This window comes from Nocardioides sp. GCM10023255, assembly GCF_042653125.1.
GTDB lineage: Bacteria > Actinomycetota > Actinomycetes > Propionibacteriales > Nocardioidaceae > Nocardioides.
In genome coordinates, this window is record NZ_JBHSHU010000003.1 from 61,257 (window position 1) to 80,410 (window position 19,154).

23 protein-coding genes are annotated in these 19,154 nt (G+C 72.1%); 9 read left to right on the forward strand and 14 right to left on the reverse strand.

What is annotated here, in order from left to right:
• Positions 1 to 4 precede the first annotated feature (4 nt).
• The 5 genes from ACFO9I_RS04035 to ACFO9I_RS04055 all read right to left on the reverse strand — a co-directional run bounded on the left by ACFO9I_RS04035 (position 5) and on the right by ACFO9I_RS04055 (position 3,970).
• The gene (locus tag ACFO9I_RS04035) at positions 5 to 355 is read right to left on the reverse strand and encodes a cytidine deaminase (RefSeq protein ID WP_379178050.1); all 351 of its coding nucleotides are present in this window, start codon (positions 353 to 355) and stop codon (positions 5 to 7) included.
• The gene (locus ACFO9I_RS04040) at positions 339 to 1,658 is read right to left on the reverse strand and encodes a hemolysin family protein (RefSeq protein WP_379178052.1); all 1,320 of its coding nucleotides are present in this window, start codon (positions 1,656 to 1,658) and stop codon (positions 339 to 341) included. Before ACFO9I_RS04040 ends, ACFO9I_RS04035 begins: the two co-directional genes overlap by 17 nt.
• Positions 1,655 to 2,116, reverse strand: coding sequence for an rRNA maturation RNase YbeY (gene ybeY, locus ACFO9I_RS04045; RefSeq protein WP_379178054.1), 462 nt, complete (start codon positions 2,114 to 2,116; stop codon positions 1,655 to 1,657). Before ybeY ends, ACFO9I_RS04040 begins: the two co-directional genes overlap by 4 nt.
• The gene (locus ACFO9I_RS04050) at positions 2,113 to 3,132 is read right to left on the reverse strand and encodes a PhoH family protein (RefSeq protein ID WP_379178056.1); all 1,020 of its coding nucleotides are present in this window, start codon (positions 3,130 to 3,132) and stop codon (positions 2,113 to 2,115) included. The genes ybeY and ACFO9I_RS04050 overlap by 4 nt, the downstream gene beginning before the upstream one ends.
• Positions 3,133 to 3,292: 160 nt before the next feature.
• Positions 3,293 to 3,970, reverse strand: a complete 678-nt coding sequence (locus ACFO9I_RS04055; protein ID WP_379178058.1) for a hypothetical protein — start codon at positions 3,968 to 3,970, stop codon at positions 3,293 to 3,295.
• A 160-nt stretch (positions 3,971 to 4,130) separates the two neighbouring features.
• Here ACFO9I_RS04055 and ACFO9I_RS04060 point away from each other — a divergent pair, with 160 nt between their 5' ends.
• The gene (locus ACFO9I_RS04060) at positions 4,131 to 4,394 is read left to right on the forward strand and encodes a hypothetical protein (protein WP_379178060.1); all 264 of its coding nucleotides are present in this window, start codon (positions 4,131 to 4,133) and stop codon (positions 4,392 to 4,394) included.
• A gap of 9 nt (positions 4,395 to 4,403) precedes the next feature.
• Here ACFO9I_RS04060 and ACFO9I_RS04065 read toward each other — a convergent pair whose 3' ends face one another.
• On the reverse strand, positions 4,404 to 5,609 hold the full coding sequence (locus tag ACFO9I_RS04065) for a hypothetical protein (protein ID WP_379178062.1): 1,206 nt from the start codon (positions 5,607 to 5,609) through the stop codon (positions 4,404 to 4,406).
• The gene (locus tag ACFO9I_RS04070; RefSeq protein ID WP_379178064.1) at positions 5,606 to 5,953 is read right to left on the reverse strand and encodes a histidine triad nucleotide-binding protein; all 348 of its coding nucleotides are present in this window, start codon (positions 5,951 to 5,953) and stop codon (positions 5,606 to 5,608) included. The genes ACFO9I_RS04065 and ACFO9I_RS04070 overlap by 4 nt, the downstream gene beginning before the upstream one ends.
• A gap of 113 nt (positions 5,954 to 6,066) precedes the next feature.
• Here ACFO9I_RS04070 and ACFO9I_RS04075 point away from each other — a divergent pair, with 113 nt between their 5' ends.
• Genes ACFO9I_RS04075 through ACFO9I_RS04090 form a run of 4 tightly spaced genes read left to right on the forward strand, consistent with a single transcriptional unit; the run spans position 6,067 to position 9,389 of the window.
• Positions 6,067 to 6,660 (forward strand): SigE family RNA polymerase sigma factor, encoded by a 594-nt coding sequence (locus ACFO9I_RS04075; RefSeq protein WP_379178066.1) that lies wholly within the window; start codon positions 6,067 to 6,069, stop codon positions 6,658 to 6,660.
• The gene (locus ACFO9I_RS04080) at positions 6,657 to 7,730 is read left to right on the forward strand and encodes a Gmad2 immunoglobulin-like domain-containing protein (RefSeq protein WP_379178068.1); all 1,074 of its coding nucleotides are present in this window, start codon (positions 6,657 to 6,659) and stop codon (positions 7,728 to 7,730) included. The genes ACFO9I_RS04075 and ACFO9I_RS04080 overlap by 4 nt, the downstream gene beginning before the upstream one ends.
• Complete coding sequence (locus tag ACFO9I_RS04085) at positions 7,727 to 8,290, forward strand: GNAT family N-acetyltransferase (protein ID WP_379178070.1); 564 nt, start codon at positions 7,727 to 7,729, stop codon at positions 8,288 to 8,290. The genes ACFO9I_RS04080 and ACFO9I_RS04085 overlap by 4 nt, the downstream gene beginning before the upstream one ends.
• A gap of 52 nt (positions 8,291 to 8,342) precedes the next feature.
• On the forward strand, positions 8,343 to 9,389 hold the full coding sequence (locus ACFO9I_RS04090; protein ID WP_379178072.1) for a winged helix DNA-binding domain-containing protein: 1,047 nt from the start codon (positions 8,343 to 8,345) through the stop codon (positions 9,387 to 9,389).
• A 3-nt stretch (positions 9,390 to 9,392) separates the two neighbouring features.
• Here the strand turns inward: ACFO9I_RS04090 and ACFO9I_RS04095 are convergent, their stop codons facing one another.
• The 3 genes from ACFO9I_RS04095 to hrcA are packed head-to-tail and all read right to left on the reverse strand — an operon-like array spanning position 9,393 to position 12,361.
• A complete protein-coding gene (locus ACFO9I_RS04095; RefSeq protein ID WP_379178074.1) occupies positions 9,393 to 10,133 on the reverse strand; it encodes a 16S rRNA (uracil(1498)-N(3))-methyltransferase in 741 nt (246 codons plus the stop codon).
• Positions 10,133 to 11,302, reverse strand: a complete 1,170-nt coding sequence (gene dnaJ, locus ACFO9I_RS04100; protein WP_379178076.1) for a molecular chaperone DnaJ — start codon at positions 11,300 to 11,302, stop codon at positions 10,133 to 10,135. The genes ACFO9I_RS04095 and dnaJ overlap by 1 nt, the downstream gene beginning before the upstream one ends.
• Positions 11,303 to 11,347: 45 nt before the next feature.
• Positions 11,348 to 12,361, reverse strand: a complete 1,014-nt coding sequence (gene hrcA / locus ACFO9I_RS04105; protein WP_379178078.1) for a heat-inducible transcriptional repressor HrcA — start codon at positions 12,359 to 12,361, stop codon at positions 11,348 to 11,350.
• 73 nt (positions 12,362 to 12,434) lie between these two features.
• On the opposite strand from hrcA, the gene ACFO9I_RS04110 reads away from it, so the two are divergent.
• The 4 genes from ACFO9I_RS04110 to ACFO9I_RS04125 all read left to right on the forward strand — a co-directional run bounded on the left by ACFO9I_RS04110 (position 12,435) and on the right by ACFO9I_RS04125 (position 15,085).
• A complete protein-coding gene (locus tag ACFO9I_RS04110) occupies positions 12,435 to 13,304 on the forward strand; it encodes an MBL fold metallo-hydrolase (protein ID WP_379178080.1) in 870 nt (289 codons plus the stop codon).
• Positions 13,305 to 13,338: 34 nt separating this feature from the next.
• Entirely contained in the window at positions 13,339 to 13,539 is a 201-nt protein-coding gene (locus tag ACFO9I_RS04115; RefSeq protein ID WP_379178082.1) for a hypothetical protein, read from the forward strand.
• A 61-nt stretch (positions 13,540 to 13,600) separates the two neighbouring features.
• Positions 13,601 to 14,449, forward strand: coding sequence for a DUF3097 domain-containing protein (locus ACFO9I_RS04120; RefSeq protein WP_379178084.1), 849 nt, complete (start codon positions 13,601 to 13,603; stop codon positions 14,447 to 14,449).
• 105 nt (positions 14,450 to 14,554) lie between these two features.
• A complete protein-coding gene (locus ACFO9I_RS04125; RefSeq protein ID WP_379178086.1) occupies positions 14,555 to 15,085 on the forward strand; it encodes a DUF4870 domain-containing protein in 531 nt (176 codons plus the stop codon).
• Between the two features lie 4 nt (positions 15,086 to 15,089).
• On the opposite strand, the gene hemW is transcribed toward ACFO9I_RS04125, so the two are convergent.
• From hemW to ACFO9I_RS04145, 4 genes are all read right to left on the reverse strand, one after another.
• Entirely contained in the window at positions 15,090 to 16,331 is a 1,242-nt protein-coding gene (gene hemW, locus ACFO9I_RS04130) for a radical SAM family heme chaperone HemW (RefSeq protein ID WP_379178088.1), read from the reverse strand.
• Between the two features lie 21 nt (positions 16,332 to 16,352).
• Positions 16,353 to 16,919 (reverse strand): hypothetical protein, encoded by a 567-nt coding sequence (locus ACFO9I_RS04135; protein ID WP_379178090.1) that lies wholly within the window; start codon positions 16,917 to 16,919, stop codon positions 16,353 to 16,355.
• 27 nt (positions 16,920 to 16,946) lie between these two features.
• The gene (locus ACFO9I_RS04140) at positions 16,947 to 17,258 is read right to left on the reverse strand and encodes a hypothetical protein (protein ID WP_379178092.1); all 312 of its coding nucleotides are present in this window, start codon (positions 17,256 to 17,258) and stop codon (positions 16,947 to 16,949) included.
• A 69-nt stretch (positions 17,259 to 17,327) separates the two neighbouring features.
• A complete protein-coding gene (locus ACFO9I_RS04145) occupies positions 17,328 to 19,148 on the reverse strand; it encodes an AMP-dependent synthetase/ligase (protein WP_379178094.1) in 1,821 nt (606 codons plus the stop codon).
• Between the last annotated feature and the right edge of the window lie 6 nt (positions 19,149 to 19,154).

Genomic DNA, 19,154 nt, shown 5'->3' on the forward strand with positions numbered 1-19,154 from the left:
CCGGCTAGGTCGTCGAGGTCGACGCCAGCACGCCCTTCGGGTCGCCGAGGTGCACGACCACGCCCGTGCCGGCGAAGTCCGTCAGTGCCTGCAGGTCCGTGTCCGAGACGGCCCCGGACCCGGTCAGCACGACCGCGGCCTCGAGCCCGCGCGACCCGGAGGCCACGGCCATCGCCACGCACACCCCGAGCGCCGAGACCTGCAGCGAGGGCAGGTCGACGGTGGCGCCCGCGTAGGTGCGCCCGTCGCTGTCGCGGACCGCGGCGCCCTCCGCGGCGCGGGTCCGGGCCAGGGTCGCCCGGGCCAGGGTGACCAGCTTCCTGTCCTCCGCGGACAGGTCAGTCGGCGTGCTCACGCGTTCCTCCTTCGTCGGCCTCCGGCGCGGGCTCGGGCCCGACCCGGCTGATCAGCACCGTCTCGATCTTGTTGCGGCGGCCGACCGTGCCCTCGGCCTCGAAGCGCAGTCCGTGCGCCTCGACGTGCGACCCCGGGATGGGGACCCGACCCAGGTGCTTGGCCATCAGGCCGCCGACGCTGTCGACGTCCTCCTCCTCGACGTCGAAGCCGAACAGCTCGTCGAGGTCGTCGATCGGGTAGCGGGAGGAGACGCGCGTCTCCCCCGTCGGCAGCACCTCGACCTCGACCTCCTCCTCGTCGTACTCGTCGGTGATCTCCCCGACGATCTCCTCGAGGATGTCCTCGATGGTGACCAGGCCGGCGGTGCCGCCGTACTCGTCGACCACGACCGCGATGTGCTGCCGGTCGGCCTGCATCTCGGAGAGCAGCGCGTCCACGGGCTTGGACTCCGGCACGTAGTGGGCCGGGCGCATCACCTCGTCGATGCGCTGGGTGAACTCCACGTCCGGCGCCTCGAAGTCGCGGCGGACGATGTCCTTGAGGTAGGCGAACCCGATGATGTCGTCGAGGTTCTCGTTGATCACCGGCACCCGCGAGAAGCCGCTGCGCAGGAAGAGCGACATGGTCTGCCGCAGGTTCTTGTGCCGCTCGACGTAGACCACGTCGTTGCGGGGCACCATCACCTCGCGGGCGGTGGTGTCCCCGAGCTCGAAGACGCCGTGGATCATCTTGCGCTCGCCGGACTCGATCACGGCCGAGGCCTCGGCGAGGTCGACGAGCTCACGCAGCTCGGTCTCGGTCGAGAACGGCCCCTCGCGGAACCCCTTGCCCGGGGTGATCGCGTTGCCGACCAGGATCAGCAGCGCCGGCAGCGGGCCGAGCACCCGGGTCACGAACGTCAACGGGGCCGCGGAGATCAGAGCCACCCGCTCGGAGTGCTGCCGGCCGATGGTGCGGGGAGCGACCCCGATCGCCACGAACGACACCACCAGCATGACTCCGATGGTGGTGAGCACCGTCGGCCACCAGGAGCCGGAGAAGCCGTCGCTGACCTCCAGGGTGACCAGCACGATCGCCGAGATCTCGCAGAGCAGCCGCAGCAGCAGCGCGGTGTTGAGGTAGCGCGGCGGGTCGTCGAGCAGGGCCAGCAGCCGCCGGGCTCCGGGCCGACCCTCCGCGAGCAGCTCCTCCGCGCGGGCCCGCGAGAACGAACCGAGCGCGGCGTCGGCCGCGGAGAAGACACCGGCGAGGACGACGAGGGCGGCCGCTACGACGAGCAGCCCGGCATCACCGGAGCTCACGGAGCGGCGACGCCGGCACGCCAGGCGGCGAGCAGCTCGTCCTGGAGGCCGAACATCTCCTTGTGCTCCTCGGGCTCCGCGTGGTCGTAGCCGAGCAGGTGGAGGATGCCGTGCACGGTGAGCAGCTCGATCTCGGCGTCCTTGCCGTGACCGGCCGCCATGCCCTGCTTCTCCGCGATGTCCGGGCACAGGACCAGGTCACCGAGGACCCCCTCCTCGGGCTCCTCGTTGACCAGACCGGGCCGCAGCTCGTCCATCGGGAAGGCGAGCACGTCGGTCGGCCCCTCCTTCTCCATCCACTGCTCGTTGAGCTCGGCGATGGTCGGCTCGTCGACGGCCTTGATGCACAGCTCCGCCTGCGGGTGGACGCGCATCCGGTCCATCACGAAGCGGCTCAGGGCGGCCAGCTGCTTGACGTCGAGGTCATGTCCTGACTCGTTCAGCACCTCGATGCTCACGAGCGGTCCCCCTTCGCGAGCTCGGCGCGCGCGTCGAACTCGTCGTAGGCCGCGACGATCTTGCCGACCAGGCGGTGGCGTACGACGTCGTGGCTGGTGAGGCGGTTGAAGACGATGTCCTCGACGCCGTCGAGGATCCCCTCGATCACCCGCAGACCGGACTTCGTGCCTCCGGGGAGGTCGACCTGGGTGACGTCACCGGTGACCACGATCCTGGAGTTGAAGCCGAGGCGGGTCAGGAACATCTTCATCTGCTCCGGCGAGGTGTTCTGCGCCTCGTCGAGGATGATGAACGCGTCGTTGAGCGTGCGGCCGCGCATGTAGGCCAGCGGCGCCACCTCGATGGTCCCGGCCGCGAGCAGCTTGGGGATCGTCTCGGGGTCGATCATGTCGTGCAGCGCGTCGTACAGGGGCCGCAGGTAGGGGTCGATCTTCTCGCTCAGCGTGCCGGGCAGGAAGCCCAGCCGCTCCCCCGCCTCGACGGCCGGCCGGGTCAGGATGATGCGGTTGACGTTCTTCGACTGCAGCGCCTGCACGGCCTTGGCCATGGCCAGGTAGGTCTTGCCGGTGCCGGCGGGGCCGATGCCGAACGTGATGGTGTGCTTGTCGATCGAGTCGACGTAGCGCTTCTGGTTCAGCGTCTTGGGCCGGATCGAACGACCGCGGTTGCTCAGGATGTTGAGCGAGAGCACGTCGGCGGGACGCTCGGTGGTCTCGGCACGGAGCATGCCGAGCACGCGCTCGACCGTCTCCGGGGTGACGCCCTGGCCGGTGCGGATGATCGTCACCAGCTCGTCGAGGAGCCGCTCGGCGAGCGCGACCTCGCCCGGCTCGCCGTACAGCGTGATCCGGTTGCCGCGGACGTGGACGTCGGCCTCGAAGGACCGCTCGATCAACGCGAGGTGCTCGTCGCCGGGCCCGAGCAGGCTGACCATGTTGATGCTGTTGGGGACCACCACGGTGTGCCGCGTGGGGTACGTCGTCGGTGTCCCGTCGTGTCGGTGCGTGTCAGTCATGGATGCCCGAGGCGGGCGGTCCTTCCGGTCGGTGGTGCGAGCCCCTCCATGCTACGGGAGCCGGGCCCCGAGCCCCAGCGAGTTGCGGACGCCGTCCGGAGGGACGCGCGTCGGCCCCCGGCGGTGCCGGGAGCCGACGTCGGTCCTCAGGTGCCGTTGCTCACTGCAGGGACAGCGGGCCGTCGGACTCGTGCAGCACGCCGCAGGCCGCCGGGTCCGTCGCCTCGGCGGGGAGGCTCGGGTCGAGGTCGCTCTTGCCGGCGCTGAAGTCGTACTTGCCGTTGCCGTTGTAGTCGATGCCGTGGATCACCACGACGCCCTTGCCGTTCGCGATGGCGCGGGCCAGCTTCTTGCCGATGCCGATGGTGCGGTCGTAGTGGATCTGGTGCTGCGGCGCGGTCGGGAACCGGTTGACCGCGAGGGTGCTCTTCGGCGAGGTGTCGCCGCGCTTGGTGAGCGAGACGCGCACCGGGCCGTAGGCGGGCAGGCCCTCGACCGTGTTGATGCGGTGGTCGGCGTTGTCGTCGTCCCGCACCGTCGGGCACTCGTGACGCGCCTGGGCTCCGAAGTGGATGTGCATGGCGTGCGGCATCCCCTTCAACAGCCGCTTGGCATCGACCGAGACGTCGATCTTGCGGCCGTCGACCGTCACCGTGGCGACGCCGTTAGCGCCCGAGTTGTTGATCGGGTGGAGCTTCCCCTCGGTCTGTGTCCCGCCGAGCATGGCGTCGTTGGCCGCCGCGTTCGCGGGCACCTGCGCGGTGCCGGCGACCATCCCTGCCGACGAGAGCAGGAACATCCCCGCGGCGATCTGCTTCTTCCTCCGTGTGAGCTGCATGAGCGTTGTTCTCCAGGTTCCACCCTGTACGGGCGTCGGGAAATCTTGCCTTGCAGGTGGTGTTCGTCACCCGCACCACAGCGGATTGGTCCCGCGGCCGAGGACGCGGCGATCGGGCGAGTCCCGACGCGGGTCAGGTGCCCGGGCCTACCGTGGTCGCATGAGGGACGTGCACGACGATCCCGACGACGCTTCCTGGGACGAGGACGACGACAGCCCGCCGTACTGGGAAGCCGGTCAGCGCATGCCCGCGGACGCGCGCAGCATGGGCCTGACCCACCACGTGCCGGACGGGGCGCTGCTGGACTTCGCGGGCGCGCTCGACTCCACCAAGCGGGTGCACCGGGTGACGGCCTGGGTGATGCTCGTCGTCTTCGGGCTCCCGGTGGTCTTCGCCGTGCTGCGGGTGTTCGCCGCGTTCTAGCCCGGCGACCTACTCGAAGGCCACCTGCAGCATCCCGAGACACATCTCGTCGGTGGTGCCCTCGCCCCACACGACGTACTTCTCCTGCTGGCCCTCGAACGCCGGGAGCCTGTCGCGCAGCCACTGCACGTGGCGACAGGTCACCCTGACCGTGTCGAACGGTTCGAGGTGGACGGGCGCGATCGGCCTGGTGCCCTGGTTGTCGAAGTCCCAGACCGGGATGTCGAGGATCGTCTGCGCGCGTGGCGTACCCGGGTTCGTCTCGATGCGGATCGACCGGCCGAGCAGGTGCATGTGGCCGGCGACGCCGAGCACCGTCATCGGCCGACCGATCGTGCGGGTGCACGACGTGGTCGGCGACGGCCGCGCCTCGGACCCGCACAGCAGGTGCAGCAGGCTGTTGGTGTTGCCGGCGGTCCCGAACCGGTGCAGCACGTCGGCCACCGCGGCGTCGCGGTCGCACAGCGGCCCGTCGTCGTGGCCGGGCCGGCACGGGAGCTCGACCGGGGCGGGCATCAGGTAGGTGTGCAGCGGGGTCAGCCCCGACCCGTGGCGCATCACCCGGATCTGGGTGGAGGAGCGGTCGGGCTGCTGCCCGGCGAGCAGGTTGTAGTGGACCTGCATGATCACCCGCGAGCCGGGCGCGAGGTCGACGCCGTACCCCTTGCGGTCCACCGACTCCTTGCCGCCCGGCGCCCAGGCCCCCAGCCAGGCGGCGTCGTCGATGTTGTTGAGCTCTCCCGACAGGCCGCTGCCGCCGAAGCAGGTCCAGCCCTGACCGGGAGTGCGGTCGTCGAGCTGCTCGGCCTCGCGCACCTGCTGCGGCGGGACCCGGAACAGGATGACGTGGTGGACCACGTCGGGGTTGCCGGGCAGCACGTTGGTGCCGGTGAGCCAGGTGTCCTTCGTCAGGTGCGGGTCGAGCAGGAAGCAGCGGTAGTCGTCGGTGCCGACGCCGTTGGGCGCGCTGGGGGTGTAGTCCTCCGGCATGGTCAGGGTGACCCGCTTCTCGCCGGGGCGCAGCGGCACCAGCCTGGACGGCGCGGTGGAGTGGGCGTGCCCGTCCGCCTGGCCGCCGGCCGCCGCGGTGCCGGAGGGGGTCGGGTCCGTGTCCGACGCCTGCTCGCTCCCGCCGCCGTTGCAGCCGGTGACCACGAGGGCGAGCACGAGGGCCGGGCCGAGCGCCGCGACGGCCCGTCGCCACCGCCGGATCATCCCGGGGGCCAGGTCATGGTGCGCCCCGCGAGCACGTGCAGGTGGGTGTGGAACACCGTCTGGCCGACGCCCTCGCCGGTGTTGAAGACGAGGCGGTAGTCCTCGTGCCCCTCGGCGGTCGCGACCGCAGCGGCGACCCGCAGCAGCTCCGCGGTCGCCTCCGGGTCGCCGTGCGCGAGCTCGGCCGCGTCGCGGTAGTGCTCCCGCGGCACGACCAGGACGTGCGTCGGAGCCTGGGCGTTGATGTCGCGAAACGCGACGGCGTGCTCGGTCACGTGGACGACCTCGGCGGGGATGTCTCCCGCCACGATCTTGCAGAACAGGCAGTCGGGTGCCGCAGCCATCTGTCTCCCTCTCGTCGTGTCCATGCTGGCACGGATCTCGTGGTCGCGGTCCATGAAACCTTCTCTGTGACGCGTGTAAACCCCCGGGGCCGGCTGGGCGTGGCACTAGCGTGATGACCCATGCGACGGCGCCCCTGGTCCGCCGGTCCCCCGGGACCGGTGCGGTGAGCCCGTCCACGGACCGCGCGCCGTCGACCTGGAGTGCCGACGACGCCCTCGAGCAGCTGTACGCCGCGCACTGGCGGCAGCTGGTCCGGCTCTCGGTCCTGCTCGTGCGCGACGTCGGGACGGCCGAGGAGGTCGTGCAGGACGCGTTCGTCGCGGTGCACGCGCGCTGGTCGCGGCTGCGTGACCCGGCGCTCGCCCTGGCCTACCTGCGCCAGACCGTGGTGAACCGGTCCCGGTCCGCGCTGCGGCACCGCGCGGTCGTCGCCCGGCACGCCGACCGCCAGACCGTCCCGCCGGTCGACGCCGCGGCCGACGAGGCCCTGCTCACGGGCAGCCGCCGGCACGCCGTGCTCGACGCGCTGCGCCAGCTCCCCCGACGGCAGCGCGAGGTGCTGGCGCTGCGCTACTACCTCGACCTCACCGAGGTCGAGATCGCCGAGACCCTCGGCATCAGCCGCGGAGCGGTGAAGAGCCACGCCTCGCGCGGCTCCGCAGCCCTGCGGGCCCTGCTCCACGACCAGTGGGAGGACCGGCCGTGACCGAGCCACGGGACCCCGGCCGACAGCCCGACGAGAGCCGACTCTCCGAGCTGCTGTCCGACGCCGTCTCCGACGTCGAGCCCCGCGAGGCGCTCGACTCCATCCGCAACCGAACGAAGGTGACCCCCATGTCCGCACGCCGTCCCTGGACCTACGCCGTCGGCGGTGCCGTCGTCGCCACCGCCGTCGTGGTCGGCGCGATCGCCGTCGCCGGCGACCAGCTGGGGCTCACCGGCTCCGGGGACGACACCCCGGCCGCCTCGCAGCACCCCCGGCACACGCGCGGCGAGGCACGGGCCAGCGAGTCGCCGAGCCCGGACTCGTCCGCCAGCAGCGAGCCGTCGGCGTCCGCGTCGCCGTCGACGCCGACGAGGTCCACGATGGCGGCGTACTACCTCGGCGGCACGCCGCAGGGACCGCGGCTCTTCCGCGAGTTCGACCAGGTCGAGGCCGCCGACCCGGTGCAGGGCGCGCTCGCGCTGCTGACGGCCCAGCCCCACGACCCGGACTACCAGACTCCGTGGCACCCGGGCGACTTCAGCGGCGGGACCGAGGGCGAGGAGTTCGTTGACATCGAGGTCAGCGACGCACTGGCCGAGCGACCCTCGGGCATGAGCCCGCAGGCGGCGGGCGTGGCCGTCCAGCAGGTGGTCTACACGGTGCAGGCCGCCGTCCAGTCCCGCAAGCCGGTGCGCTTCTCCGTCGACACCCTGCTCGGCGTCGACACCACCGAGCCGGTCACCAACGCCGATCCGCTCGACACGCTCTCGCTGGTCAGCGTCAGCGACCCCGAGGAGGGCAGCACCGTGAGCGGCTCCTTCACCGCCAGCGGGGTGGCCAGCTCGTTCGAGGCGACCGTGCCGTGGGAGGTCCGTCGAGGCGACACGGTGGTGACGAAGGGCTCCGCGATGGCGGACGGCTGGATGGACAAGCTCTACCCGTGGCAGTCGAAGGTCGACGTGTCCGACCTCGCCCCGGGCGAGTACACCTTCGTCGCCATGACCGACGACCCCTCCGGCGGCGAGGGCCCCGGTCCGTTCGTGGACACCCGCACGATCGTGGTCGAGTGACGCGGGGCCGGCGCTCGTCGAGCGGCCCGGAGCTCGCCGTCCTCGCGACTGACCAGGTCGACGCGGCGACCCGCGCGGACCTGCGCAGGCTCTGGGACCGAGCCTTCGGCGACCGGTTCAGCGAAGCCGACGCGGACCACGCCTACGGTGGCGTGCACGTGCTGGCCCGCGAGGGCGGCTGCCTCGTCGGGCACGCCAGCGCGGTGCCCCGCCGGATCAGGTTCGGGGACGGACCATGGCGCACCATCGGATACGTCGAGGCGGTGGCCACCGATCCTGACCACCAGGGCAGGGACGTCGGCCGAGGCACGATGGAGCGGCTCCACGAGGAGATCCGCGCCCGCTGGCCGGCGGCGATGCTCTCGACCGGCCGCGCCACCGGCTTCTACGAGCGGCTCGGTTGGGAGCGCTGGCGCGGCCCTTCCTGCACGCGGAACGCCACCGGAGTCGTCCCCGACGACGAGCACGGCGGGCTCATGGTCCTCCGCCCGGACCGGTCGATGGTCCCGGACCTGACCGTGGCAGTGACCTGTGAGGACAGGCCGGGCGATGCCTGGTGAGTGCGGCCGCGACGGGCCGGGAGTCCCGGGCGCACCTGGTTAAGGTCTGGCCGTGCTGCTCTCACGCCGTCGGCTGAACCGGACCCTGCTGCAGCGCCAGCACCTGCTCGAGCGGGCGGTGTCGTCGGCGGACGACATGGTCCACCACCTCGTCGGGATGCAGGCCCAGGAGACCCTGCCGCCGTACCTCTCCCTGCACGCGCGGCTGACGGCGTTCGACCCGTACGACGTCAGCCGCGGGCTCGACGAGCGGGGGCTGGTGCGGCTGCTGACCATGCGCGGCACCATCCACCTGCTCACGCCGGAGGACGCGCTCGCGCTGCGCCCGTGGGTGCAACCGGTGATGGACAGGTCCATCCGGAGCAACCAGGCCGTCCGCGCGGTGAGCCACCTCGACCGGGAGGCGTTCGGCCGCGCCGTCGAGGCGGTGCTCGCCGACGGTCCGCTCGCGCAGAAGGACCTGGGACCGGCGCTCGAGCGCCACTTCCCGGGCCTGCCGGCCACGGCGCTCGCCCAGCTCGCGCGGGTCGCCGCGCCGCTGGTCCAGCTGCCGCCACGCGGGAAGTGGAAGCAGCCCGGCGGCGTCGTCTACGACCACGTCGAGCGCTGGACCGGCGCAGCGTCCGCCCGCGCCGACCCCGCAGACGTCGTCCGCCGCTACCTCCGCGCCTTCGGGCCGGGCACCGCCGCCGACGTCACCGCCTGGTCGGGGGTCACCGGGCTGACCGGCGTGCTGCGCGGGATGGCCGACCTGGTCCGCCACCAGGACGAGGCGGGCCGCCCGCTGTACGACGTACCGAACGCCGAGCCAGCCGACGAGGACGCGCACGCCCCCGTCCGCCTGCTCGGGACCTACGACAACCTGTGGCTCTCGCACGCGGGACGCGACCGGGTCACCACGCCGGAGAACCGTCGCCGGTGGATGGGCACCAACGGCGGTACGGGTCACACGGTCTTCGTGGACGGCATGCTCGAGGGACTGTGGCGTGTCGCCGACGGCCGCGTCGAGGTGATCGAGCTCTTCCGCGACCTCACGCGGGCCGAGCGCGACGAGCTCGACGCCGAGATCGCCTCGGTCGAGGCACTGCTCGCGCGCTGACGGTCAGGACCAGCGGGGCGTGCGGGAGAGCAGCGCCGCGGCTGCGGCCACGCCGGCGGTGGAGGTGCGCAGGACCTCGCTGCCCAGCCGGACAGAGGCGGCGCCGGCGGCGACGAACGACGCGACCTCGACCTCGCTCAGCCCACCCTCGGGGCCGACCACCACCACGATCGGGCCCTCGAGGGGCACCGGCAGCGACGCCATCGACACCGACGCGTCCTCGTGCAGCACCACCCCCAGGGCGGCGTCGGCCAGCAGCGCCTCGACGTCCGCGGTGGAGGCCAGCTCGTCGACCTCGGGGAACCACGACCGACGCGCCTGCTTGGCGGCCTCGCGCGCGGTGGCACGCCAGCGGGCCAGCGACTTCGCGGCACGCTCGCCCTTCCAGACGGCGACGCTGCGCGAGGCGGCCCACGGCACGATCCGCGACGCGCCGACCTCGGTCAGCATCTCGACGGCGAGCTCGCCCCGGTCACCCTTCGGCAACGCCTGGACCACCACGAGCTCCGGCTCGGGCCGTGGGACGTCCGCGACCTCGGCCACCTCCAGCGCGAACACACGCTTGCCGGTGCTCGCCACGGCGCCCGTGACCGAGCGGCCGTTGCCGTCGGTGAGCACCACCGGCTCCCCCACCCGCAGCCGGCGTACGGCGACCGCGTGGTGCGCCTCGTCGCCGGTCACCTCGACCGAGGAGCCCACCTCGACACCGTCCAGGGACGGGACCAGGTGCACCGGCAGCGACATCAGTGGGGGTTGAACGCGTCGCGGATGCGGCCGAAGACCGACTTCGAGCCCGGGCGCACCTGGCCGGTCGGCTGCTCCTCGCCGCGGATCGCGGCGAGCTCGCGCAGCAGCTCTTCCTGGCGCGGGTCGAGACGGGTCGGCGTGTCGACCACCACGGTGACGACCAGGTCGCCGCGTCCCCCGCGCAGCCCGGGCACCCCGCGGCCCCGCAGGACCTGCTCGGTGCCGGACTGGGTGCCGGGCTTGATCTCGAGGTCGAACGTCGTCTCCACGCCGGAGTCCGCACCCTGCTCCACGTCGGCCTCGAGGGTCGGCAGGGTGAGCGTGGTGCCGAGCGCGGCCGCGGTCATCGGCACCGTGACCGTGCAGTGCAGGTCGTTGCCGTGCCGGGTGAAGGTCTCGTGCCGCGCGATCTGGATCTCGACGTACAGGTCGCCGGGCGAGCCGCCACCGGGGCCGACCTCGCCCTGCTCGGTGAGCTGCACGCGGGTGCCGTTGTCGACGCCCGCGGGGATCTTCACGGTGATGGTGCGGCGCGACCGGACGCGCCCGTCGCCGGAGCACTCGCGGCAGGGCTCCGGGATGATCGAGCCGAAGCCGCGGCAGGCGGCGCAGGGCCGCAGCGTGCGGATCTCGCCGAGGAACGAGCGCTGCACGTGGGCGACCTCGCCGGCGCCGTGGCAGGTCTCGCAGGGCACCGGGTGGGTGCCGGGCGCGGTGCCCTCGCCCTGGCAGGTACCGCACAGCACCGCGGTGTCGACGGTCAGCTCTCGGGTGACGCCGAACGCCGCCTCGGCCAGCTCGACGTCGAGCCGGATCAGGGCGTCCTGGCCGCGGCGGGTGCGCGGCCGCGGGCCACGGCCGGCCGCCGCCCCGCCCGCGCCCCCGAAGAACGCGTCCATGATGTCGGTGAACGAGAACCCGGCGCCCTGGCCGAACCCTGCCGCGCCGCCGCCGAACGGGTCGCCGCCGCGGTCGTACGCCGCCCGCTTCTGCGGGTCGGAGAGGACCTCGTAGGCGCGGGAGACCTCCTTGAAGCGCTCCTGCGTCTCGGGGTCGGGGTTGACGTCGGGGTGCAGCTGCCGGGCCAGACGCCGGTAGGCCTTCTTGATGGTGTCGGCGTCCGCGTCGCGGGCGACACCGAGGAGGTCGTACAGGTCCTGACTCAAGTCGGTTCCTTCGGGATCGGGGGTGGATCTGACGTGCGGGAGGGGCTAGCCCTCGTCGAGGAAGCGGGAGACGTAGCGGGCGACGGCGCGCACGGCCGCCATCGTGCCCGGGTAGTCCATGCGGGTGGGCCCGACGATGCCGAGCGTGGCCAGCGCCTCGTCGCGCGGGCCGTAGCCGGTCGCGACCACGCTCGTGGAGGACAGCTCCTGGTAGGGGCCCTCGTGACCGATGCGCACCGTGACCGTGCCACCGGTGCTCGCCTCGCCGAGCAGCTTGAGGAGGACGACGTGCTCCTCCAGCGCCTCCAGCAGCGGGCGGACCGCCGAGTCGAAGCTGTCGCCGTACCTCGCGAGGTTGGCCGCGCCCCCGACCGCGACCCGCTCGTCGGAGCGGTGGTCGGACATCGCCTCGACCAGGGTCTCGACGACGGCCGCGGTGGCGGCACCGTCGACGGGCGGCACGGCCTTGCGCAGCGCCGCCACCGCGTCGGCGATGACCTCGCCGGTGGCCGCCCGGTTGACCAGCTGCCGGAGGTCGGCGAGCTCGTCGTCGGCCAGGGCCGCGGGCAGCTCGACCACGCGCTGCTCGACGCGGCCGGTGCTCAGGATCAGGACGACCAGGATGCGGGTCGGCGTGAGCGCGACCAGCTCGACGTGGCGGACGGTCGAGCGGGAGAGCGTGGGGTACTGCACCACCGCGACCTGGCGCGTCAGCTGCGAGAGCAGCCGCACCGAGCGGCCGACCACGTCGTCGAGGTCGACGGCGCCGTCGAGGAAGGTCGCGATCGCCCGCCGCTCCGCGGTGCTCATCGGCTTGACGGTGGTGAGCCGGTCCACGAACAGGCGGTAGCCCTTGTCGGTCGGCACCCGCCCGGCACTGGTGTGGGGCTGGGTGATGAACCCCTCCTCCTCCAGCGCCGCCATGTCGTTGCGGACCGTGGCCGGCGAGACGCCCAGGCCGTGGCGCTCGACGAGCGCCTTGGAGCCGACCGGCTCCTCGGTGGACACGTAGTCCTCCACGATCGCGCGGAGCACGGCGAGCCTGCGCTCCTCCTGCATCCCGCCTCCTCTCGACTCACGCCCGTCTTGGCACTCAGGACTTCCGAGTGCCAAGACTACTAGTCTTCCGGGCATGACGGGATTCACGGGAGCCGGGTTCAGGGAGGTCGCCGACCGGGTCTGGGTCGCGCGCTACGCGTGGTTCGACGTGAACGTCACCCTCGTGGGCGGCGAGCGCGGGCTCCTCGTGGTCGACACGCACGGCTCGGCGGCCGCGGCCACCGAGGTCGTCGACGACGTACGACGCCTCGGCGCCGGCGAGGTCACCGGCATCGTCAACACCCACTGGCACTTCGACCACTCGTTCGGCAACGCGACCTTCCGCACGGCGTACGGGCCGGTGCCGGTGCACGCGCACGAGAACGCCCGCGACGAGCTGGAGAAGTGGGGTCCCGAGCTGAAGCAGCGGGTGGCGGGCTCCCCCGACGACGACCCCCACCGCGAGGACGTGGTGGGCACCGAGATCGTGCTTCCCGACCAGACCTTCTCCAGCGCGAAGGTGATCGATCTGGGCGACCGCGCGGTCGAGCTCGTCCACCCGGGTCGTGGGCACACCAGCGGCGACCTGGTGCTGCGGGTGCCCGACGCAGACGTCGTGCTCGCCGGCGACCTCGTCGAGGAGTCCGCCCATCCCTCGATCAACGCCGACGCCTGGCCGATGCACTGGCCGCTCACCCTCGACATCGTCCTCGGCCTGCTCACCCCCCGCTCCGTCGTCGTCCCCGGCCACGGCGCTCCGGTGGACCGCTCCTTCGTCGAGGACCAGCGCAACGAGCTCGGCGTGATCGCCGAGACGATCCGCGACCTGGCCGGCCGCGGCGTTCCCGTCGACCAGGCGCTCGAGGCCGGCGAGTGGCCGTGGCCCCGGGAGCTCCTCGCCGAGGCCGTGCGACGCGGCTACGAGCACCTCCCCCGCAGCCAGAAGCGGCTCCCGCTGATCTGAGCGTGACGCCGGTTCCGGTGGGTACGGTGCCCGCATGACCAACAGCAGCGACGAGACCTCCACGCAGGGCACCGGCGACATGGGCATCGGCGACGACGACCTGCCCGAGGACCTGCAGCCGACCGAGGACAACCCGCTCGCCCAGCCCCTGGACGACGAGGTCGACCCCGGCGACCTCGACATGGAGGGCGGCAAGGGCGCCGAGGAGTGGGACGACGAGGAGCTCGAGGACTGAGCTCCCGCGGGCCCGGCGCGTCATCCGGGCCGCGACCGGGCCCGCCACCTAGCGTTGTCCGGTGACCTCCCGCGACCGCTACGGATCCGACGTCCTCTCCACCGACTGGCGCGCCCCCAAGCGCGGCCGGGCCGTCGAGGCCCCCGCCGAGATCGGGGCCGTGGTGGAGGAGGTGACCACGGACTGGGTCGGCGAGATCGTCGCCGTCGACCGCGACCTGCACACCGTGACGCTCGAGGACCGGCGCAACAAGAGGCGCACGTTCCCGCTCGGTGCCGGCTTCCTGCTCGAGGGCAAGCCCGTCATCCTGACCGCCCCGGTGCGCGCCGCGGCGCCCTCGAAGCCGACGCGCACGGCGTCGGGGTCGGTCGCCGTGCACGGGGCGAAGGCGCGCGTCGCCCGGGCCAGCCGGATCTTCGTGGAGGGACGGCACGACGCCGAGCTCGTCGAGAAGGTCTGGGGTGACGACCTGCGCCTCGAGGGCGTGGTCGTGGAGTTCCTCGGTGGCGTCGACGACCTCGCCGACCACCTGCGCGACTTCAAGCCCGGGCCGCAGCGCCGCGTCGGCGTCCTCGTCGACCACCTGGTGAAGGGCTCCAAGGAGAGCCGGATCGCGCAGAACATCGCGAAGTCGCCCATCGGCAAGGACGTGCTGATCGTCGGGCACCCGTTCATCGACATCTGGCAGGCCGTCAAGCCGCAGCGCCTCGGCTTCGAGCGCTGGCCCGACGTGCCCCGCCACATCGACTGGAAGACCGGCACCTGCCAGCAGCTGGGCTGGCCGCACCGCAACCAGGCCGACATCGCCCGCGCCTGGAAGCACATCCTCGGCGGGGTGCGTGACTACAACGACCTCGACCCGGCGCTGCTGGGCCGCGTCGAGGAGCTGATCGACTTCGTGACCGCCTGAAGCGGCGCTGGTGTCGGTGCCCGGCGCGAGCGCGCGGCGGCGCTACGGTGGACGAGGAGCGATCGACTCCGTCACCGCCTATCCGCGACCGTCAGGGAGCCCGTGATGAGTGATCCGACCAGCCCGCCGCCGAACCCCGAGCAGGATCCGCCTCCGGGCACGCAGCCCTACGGTCAGCCGCCGGTCTACGGCCAGCCACCCACCTACGGCCAGCCACCCACCTACGGCCAGCAGCAGCCGGGGTACCGCGGTCCGCCGCAGCAGCCGCCGTACGGCGGTCCGCCGCAGCAGCCCGGTGGCCACACGCCCGACGAGATCACCTGGGGGTGCGCCGCGCACTGGAGCGCCCTGGTCGCGTCGGTGATCGCGCTGGCGTTCCTCGGGCCGCTCATCGTGATGCTGACCAAGGGCAACGAGTCGGCCTACGTGCGGCGCCAGGCGGTCGAGTCACTCAACTTCCAGCTCTCGATGCTGATCTACGGGATCGTGTCGTTCGTCCTGGTGTTCGTGCTGGTCGGCCTGATCCTCCTGCCGATCGTGGGGATCCTGTGGCTGGTCTTCACGATCATCGGATCGGTCCGCGCGTCCCGCGGCGAGGAGTACCGCTACCCGCTCACGATCCGGATGGTGAGCTGACCGGTCAGGGCAGCAGGTCGCGCACGACCCCGTCGGCGAGCAGCCGGCCGGTGCGCGTGAGGACCAGCCGATCCCCCTGTGTCACCAGCAGTCCCCGGGCCTCGAGGTCGGGGACTGCGGCGCGTCCGGGCCCGTCCAGGACGTCGGCGGCGAGCCCCTCGCGCAGCCTCAGCTCGAGGAGGACCCGCTCGACCCGGCGGCTCTCCTCGTCGAGGACCTCTCGCGCGTGCGCGGGGCTGCGGCCGGCGGCCAGCCGCTCGGCGTAGACCGCCGGGTGCTTGACGTTCCACCAGCGCACCCCGCCCACGTGGGAGTGCGCTCCCGGGCCGACGCCCCACCAGTCGGCGCCGGTCCAGTACAGCCGGTTGTGCCGGCACACGCTGCCGTCGTCGTCGGGCATGCCGCGCGCCCAGTTGGACACCTCGTACCACCCCAGGCCCGCGGCCTCGAGCCGCTGGTCGGCGACGAGGTACTTGTCGGCGAGGTCGTCCTCGTCGGGCATCGGCAGCTCGCCGCGGCGGACCCTCCGGGCCAGGGCCGTGCCGTGCTCGACGATCAGGGAGTACGCCGACACGTGGTCGGGCTCGCACGCCAGCGCGGTGTCGAGCGAGGTCTCCCAGTCCGCGAGGGACTCGCCCGGCGTGCCGTAGATCAGGTCCAGGCTCACCTGATCGAACCCGGCCTGCCGCGCCCACGCCACCACCGACGGCACCCGGCGCGGGTCGTGGGTCCGGTCCAGGGTGCGCAGCACGTGGTCGACCGCCGACTGCATGCCGAAGGACAACCTGTTGATGCCACCCGCCCGGAGCTGGTCGAGGGCCTCCGGGGTCAAGCTGTCGGGGTTGGACTCGGTGGTGACCTCGGCGTCCGCGACGAGACCGAACTCGTCGCGAACCGCCGCGACCACCGAGGTCAGGTCGGCAGGCGCGAGCAGGGTCGGGGTGCCACCGCCGAAGAAGACCGTGGACACGGGCAGGTCCCGGTCGCCGAGCGCCTGTCGCGCCCGGCGCACCTCGGCGACCGCGGCCTCGGCGTACGTCGTCCTCGACGCGCCCCGCGCCGCGCCGGCACCGCCGAGCTCCTCGGCGGTGTAGGTGTTGAAGTCGCAGTAGCCGCACCGCACCGTGCAGAACGGCACGTGCACGTAGAGGCCGAACGGCCGCTCCCCGAGGCCGGCCAGCGCCGAGTCGGGCAGCGACCCGTCGTCGGGGACCGGGTCACCGGCGGGGAGGGCGGAGGGAGGCACGGGCTCCATCCTCCCATCCGGTCACACAGGCACGTTGAGCGAGATGGTGTAGCCCGCGTCGACCGAGCCGGACACCTTCGCGAGCTGCAGCGAGTAGCCGTCGGCGAACACCATGTCCGAGGAGAGGCTGACCTTCGCCAGGTTGGCGACGGAGGCGTCGTACCCCTCCGCGGTGCCGTAGACCTGCTCGCAGACGTCCTGCGGCAGCGCGAGCTGGGAGGTGCGCAGCTTGTTCGTGTACGACGTGGCGTCGTCCAGCGACCGGTAGACCTCGAAGTGCATGTGCGGCCAGCGGCCGTCGTAGCAGGCCGGGAAGATGCTGGTGAACTCTACCCGCCCGTTCCCGTCGGTCTCCTGCACGCCGCGCAGGTAGTTCTCGTCGGCGACGGCCGAGGAGTACATCGAGTAGCTGCCGTCCCGGTCGCAGTGCCAGAGGTAGACCGCGGCGCCGGCGAGCGCGGTGGCGTCGTCGCCGCTGAGGTCCTGCACCCGGAGCCGCACCGTCACCGGCACACCCTCGGCGACACCGGTCGCATCTCCGAAGCTCGAGGTGATGTCGCTGCGCACGATGCCGCTCTCGGCCAGCACGTTCGGACCGTTGGAGCCGTCGCCGGGCTAGGGCCCGGCGGTCTCCTCGGGGATCTCGCCGTCGGCCACGGCGACCGTGGATCCGGCCGCACCGCCCCCGGGCGCTCCCGGCCGGCCACCGTCGGGCGCCGACGACAGCGAGGTGTCCGTGTCGTCGCCGAGCGCGCAGCCGGCGAGGACCGCGGTGGCGCCGAGGCCGCCGAAGACGCCGAGCATCCCGCGGCGGCCCAGCCGCCGCTGCTTCGCGACGATCTGGGGCAGGTCGTGGGAGAGCCCGAGGTCGTGGTCCTCGAGCTCGTCCCCGTGGCGGGTCTCCGGGTCGGTCTCGTGAGAAGTCATGCCGACATCCCACGGGACCGACCTGTGCGCCTCCTGTGCCGGACCGATTCGCCCGTTGTCAGTCCGGGGTCAGGCGTAGAGCGCGTCGATCCGGTCCTGGTGGTTGCTCTCCACGACGTTGCGCTTGACCTTCATCGACGGGGTCAGCTCGCCGGACTCGACCGTGAGGTCGTGGTCGAGCAGGTCCCACTTCTTGATGGTCTCCCAGCGGTTCAGGCGCGTGTTCAGCTCATCGACGTACTCCGCCACCATCTGCTTGACCTTGTCCGAGCGGACCAGGTCGGTGTACGACGCCCCCGCCATGCCGTTCTCCTCGGCCCAGCCGGCCAGGGCGTCGGGGTCGAGCGTGATCAGCGCGACGCAGTAGTTGCGCTCGTTGCCGAACACCATGAACTGGCTGGCGTAGGGACAGATCGCCTTGAACTTCGACTCGATCGCCGAAGGGGCGATGTACTTGCCGCCCGAGGTCTTGAACAGGTCCTTGATCCGGCCGGTGATCGTGAGGAAGCCCTCGGCGTCGAGGCTGCCCTTGTCGCCGGTCCGCAGCCACCCGTCGTCGGTCAGCGTCTTGGCGGTCTCCTCGGGCAGGTTGTGGTAGCCGTCCATCACGCCGGGACCCTTGATGAGGATCTCGTCGCCGTCACCGAGCTTGACCTCGCTGCCCGGCAGCACCGGGCCGACGGTGCCGATCTTGTAGCCGTGGGGGTGGTTGACGAACGACCCGGCCGAGCTCTCGGTCAGGCCGTAGCCCTCGAGGATGAGGATGCCGGCGGCGTTGAACCACTGCGCGATGTCCTGGTTCAGCGCTGCCGCCCCGGAGATGAAGAAGCGGACGCGGCCACCGAAGCGGTCGCGGATCTTGCTGAACACGAGCTTGTCGAACAGGCCGTGCTGGAGCTTGAGGGGCAGCGGGATGCTCTTGCCCTCGCGCCGCAGCTCCTCGACCTTGAGGCCGACCTTGAAGGCCTGGTTGAAGATCTTCTCCTTGGCGCCGCCCTCGGCCTGCTGCATGGTGATGATCCGGCCGTGGGCCTTCTCGAAGATCCGGGGCGCCGCGCCCATGAAGGTCGGCTTCACGATGCCGAGGTTCTCCACGATCTTGTCGACCCGGCCGTCGATCGCCGTGGCGAAGCCGCAGGCGAGCTGGGTGGACAGGAGCACCTTGCCGAACGAGTGCGCCATCGGCAGCCACAGGAACTGCAGGTCGTCCTCGTGCAGGATGTCCTGCACCTCGATGGCCGCTCCCTCGTAGACCCAGGAGCGGTGGCGCAGCCGCACGCCCTTGGGGCGTCCGGTGGTGCCCGAGGTGTAGATCAGGGTGGCCAGCTGGTCGGGCGCGATCGCCTCGGCGGTCTGCTCGATGACGTCGGGGTGCTCGGCCAGGTAGGCGTCCCCGAGCTCGCCGAGCTGCTCGAGGCCGATCACCCAGCTGTCGTCGGTGGTGCCGTCGAACGTCACCACGCGGAGCAGGTGCGGGAGCTCCGCCTTGTGCTCCTTGAGCTTGGCGATCTGCTCGTCGTCCTCGGCGAACACGACGCGGCACTCGGAGTCGCTGAGGATGTACGCCGTGTCGGCGGCGTTCGTGGACGGGTAGACCGTGGTGGTCGCCGCGCCCGCGCACATGACCGCCAGGTCGGCGAGGATCCACTCGTAGCGGGTGTTGGAGGCGATGCCCACGCGCTGCTCGCTCTCGATGCCCAGCGAGAGCAGGCCGGCCGCCAGACGCTTCACCTGGTCCCCGGTCTGCCGCCAGGTGACGGACTCCCAGTCGCCGTTCTTCGGGTAGCGGTACGCCTCGCGGTCCGGCGACTTGGCGACCCGGTCGAGGAACTGGGCGGCGACATTGGGGGCCAGACGGTCGAGGAAGCTGGTGTCGTAGTTGACGGGCATGACACT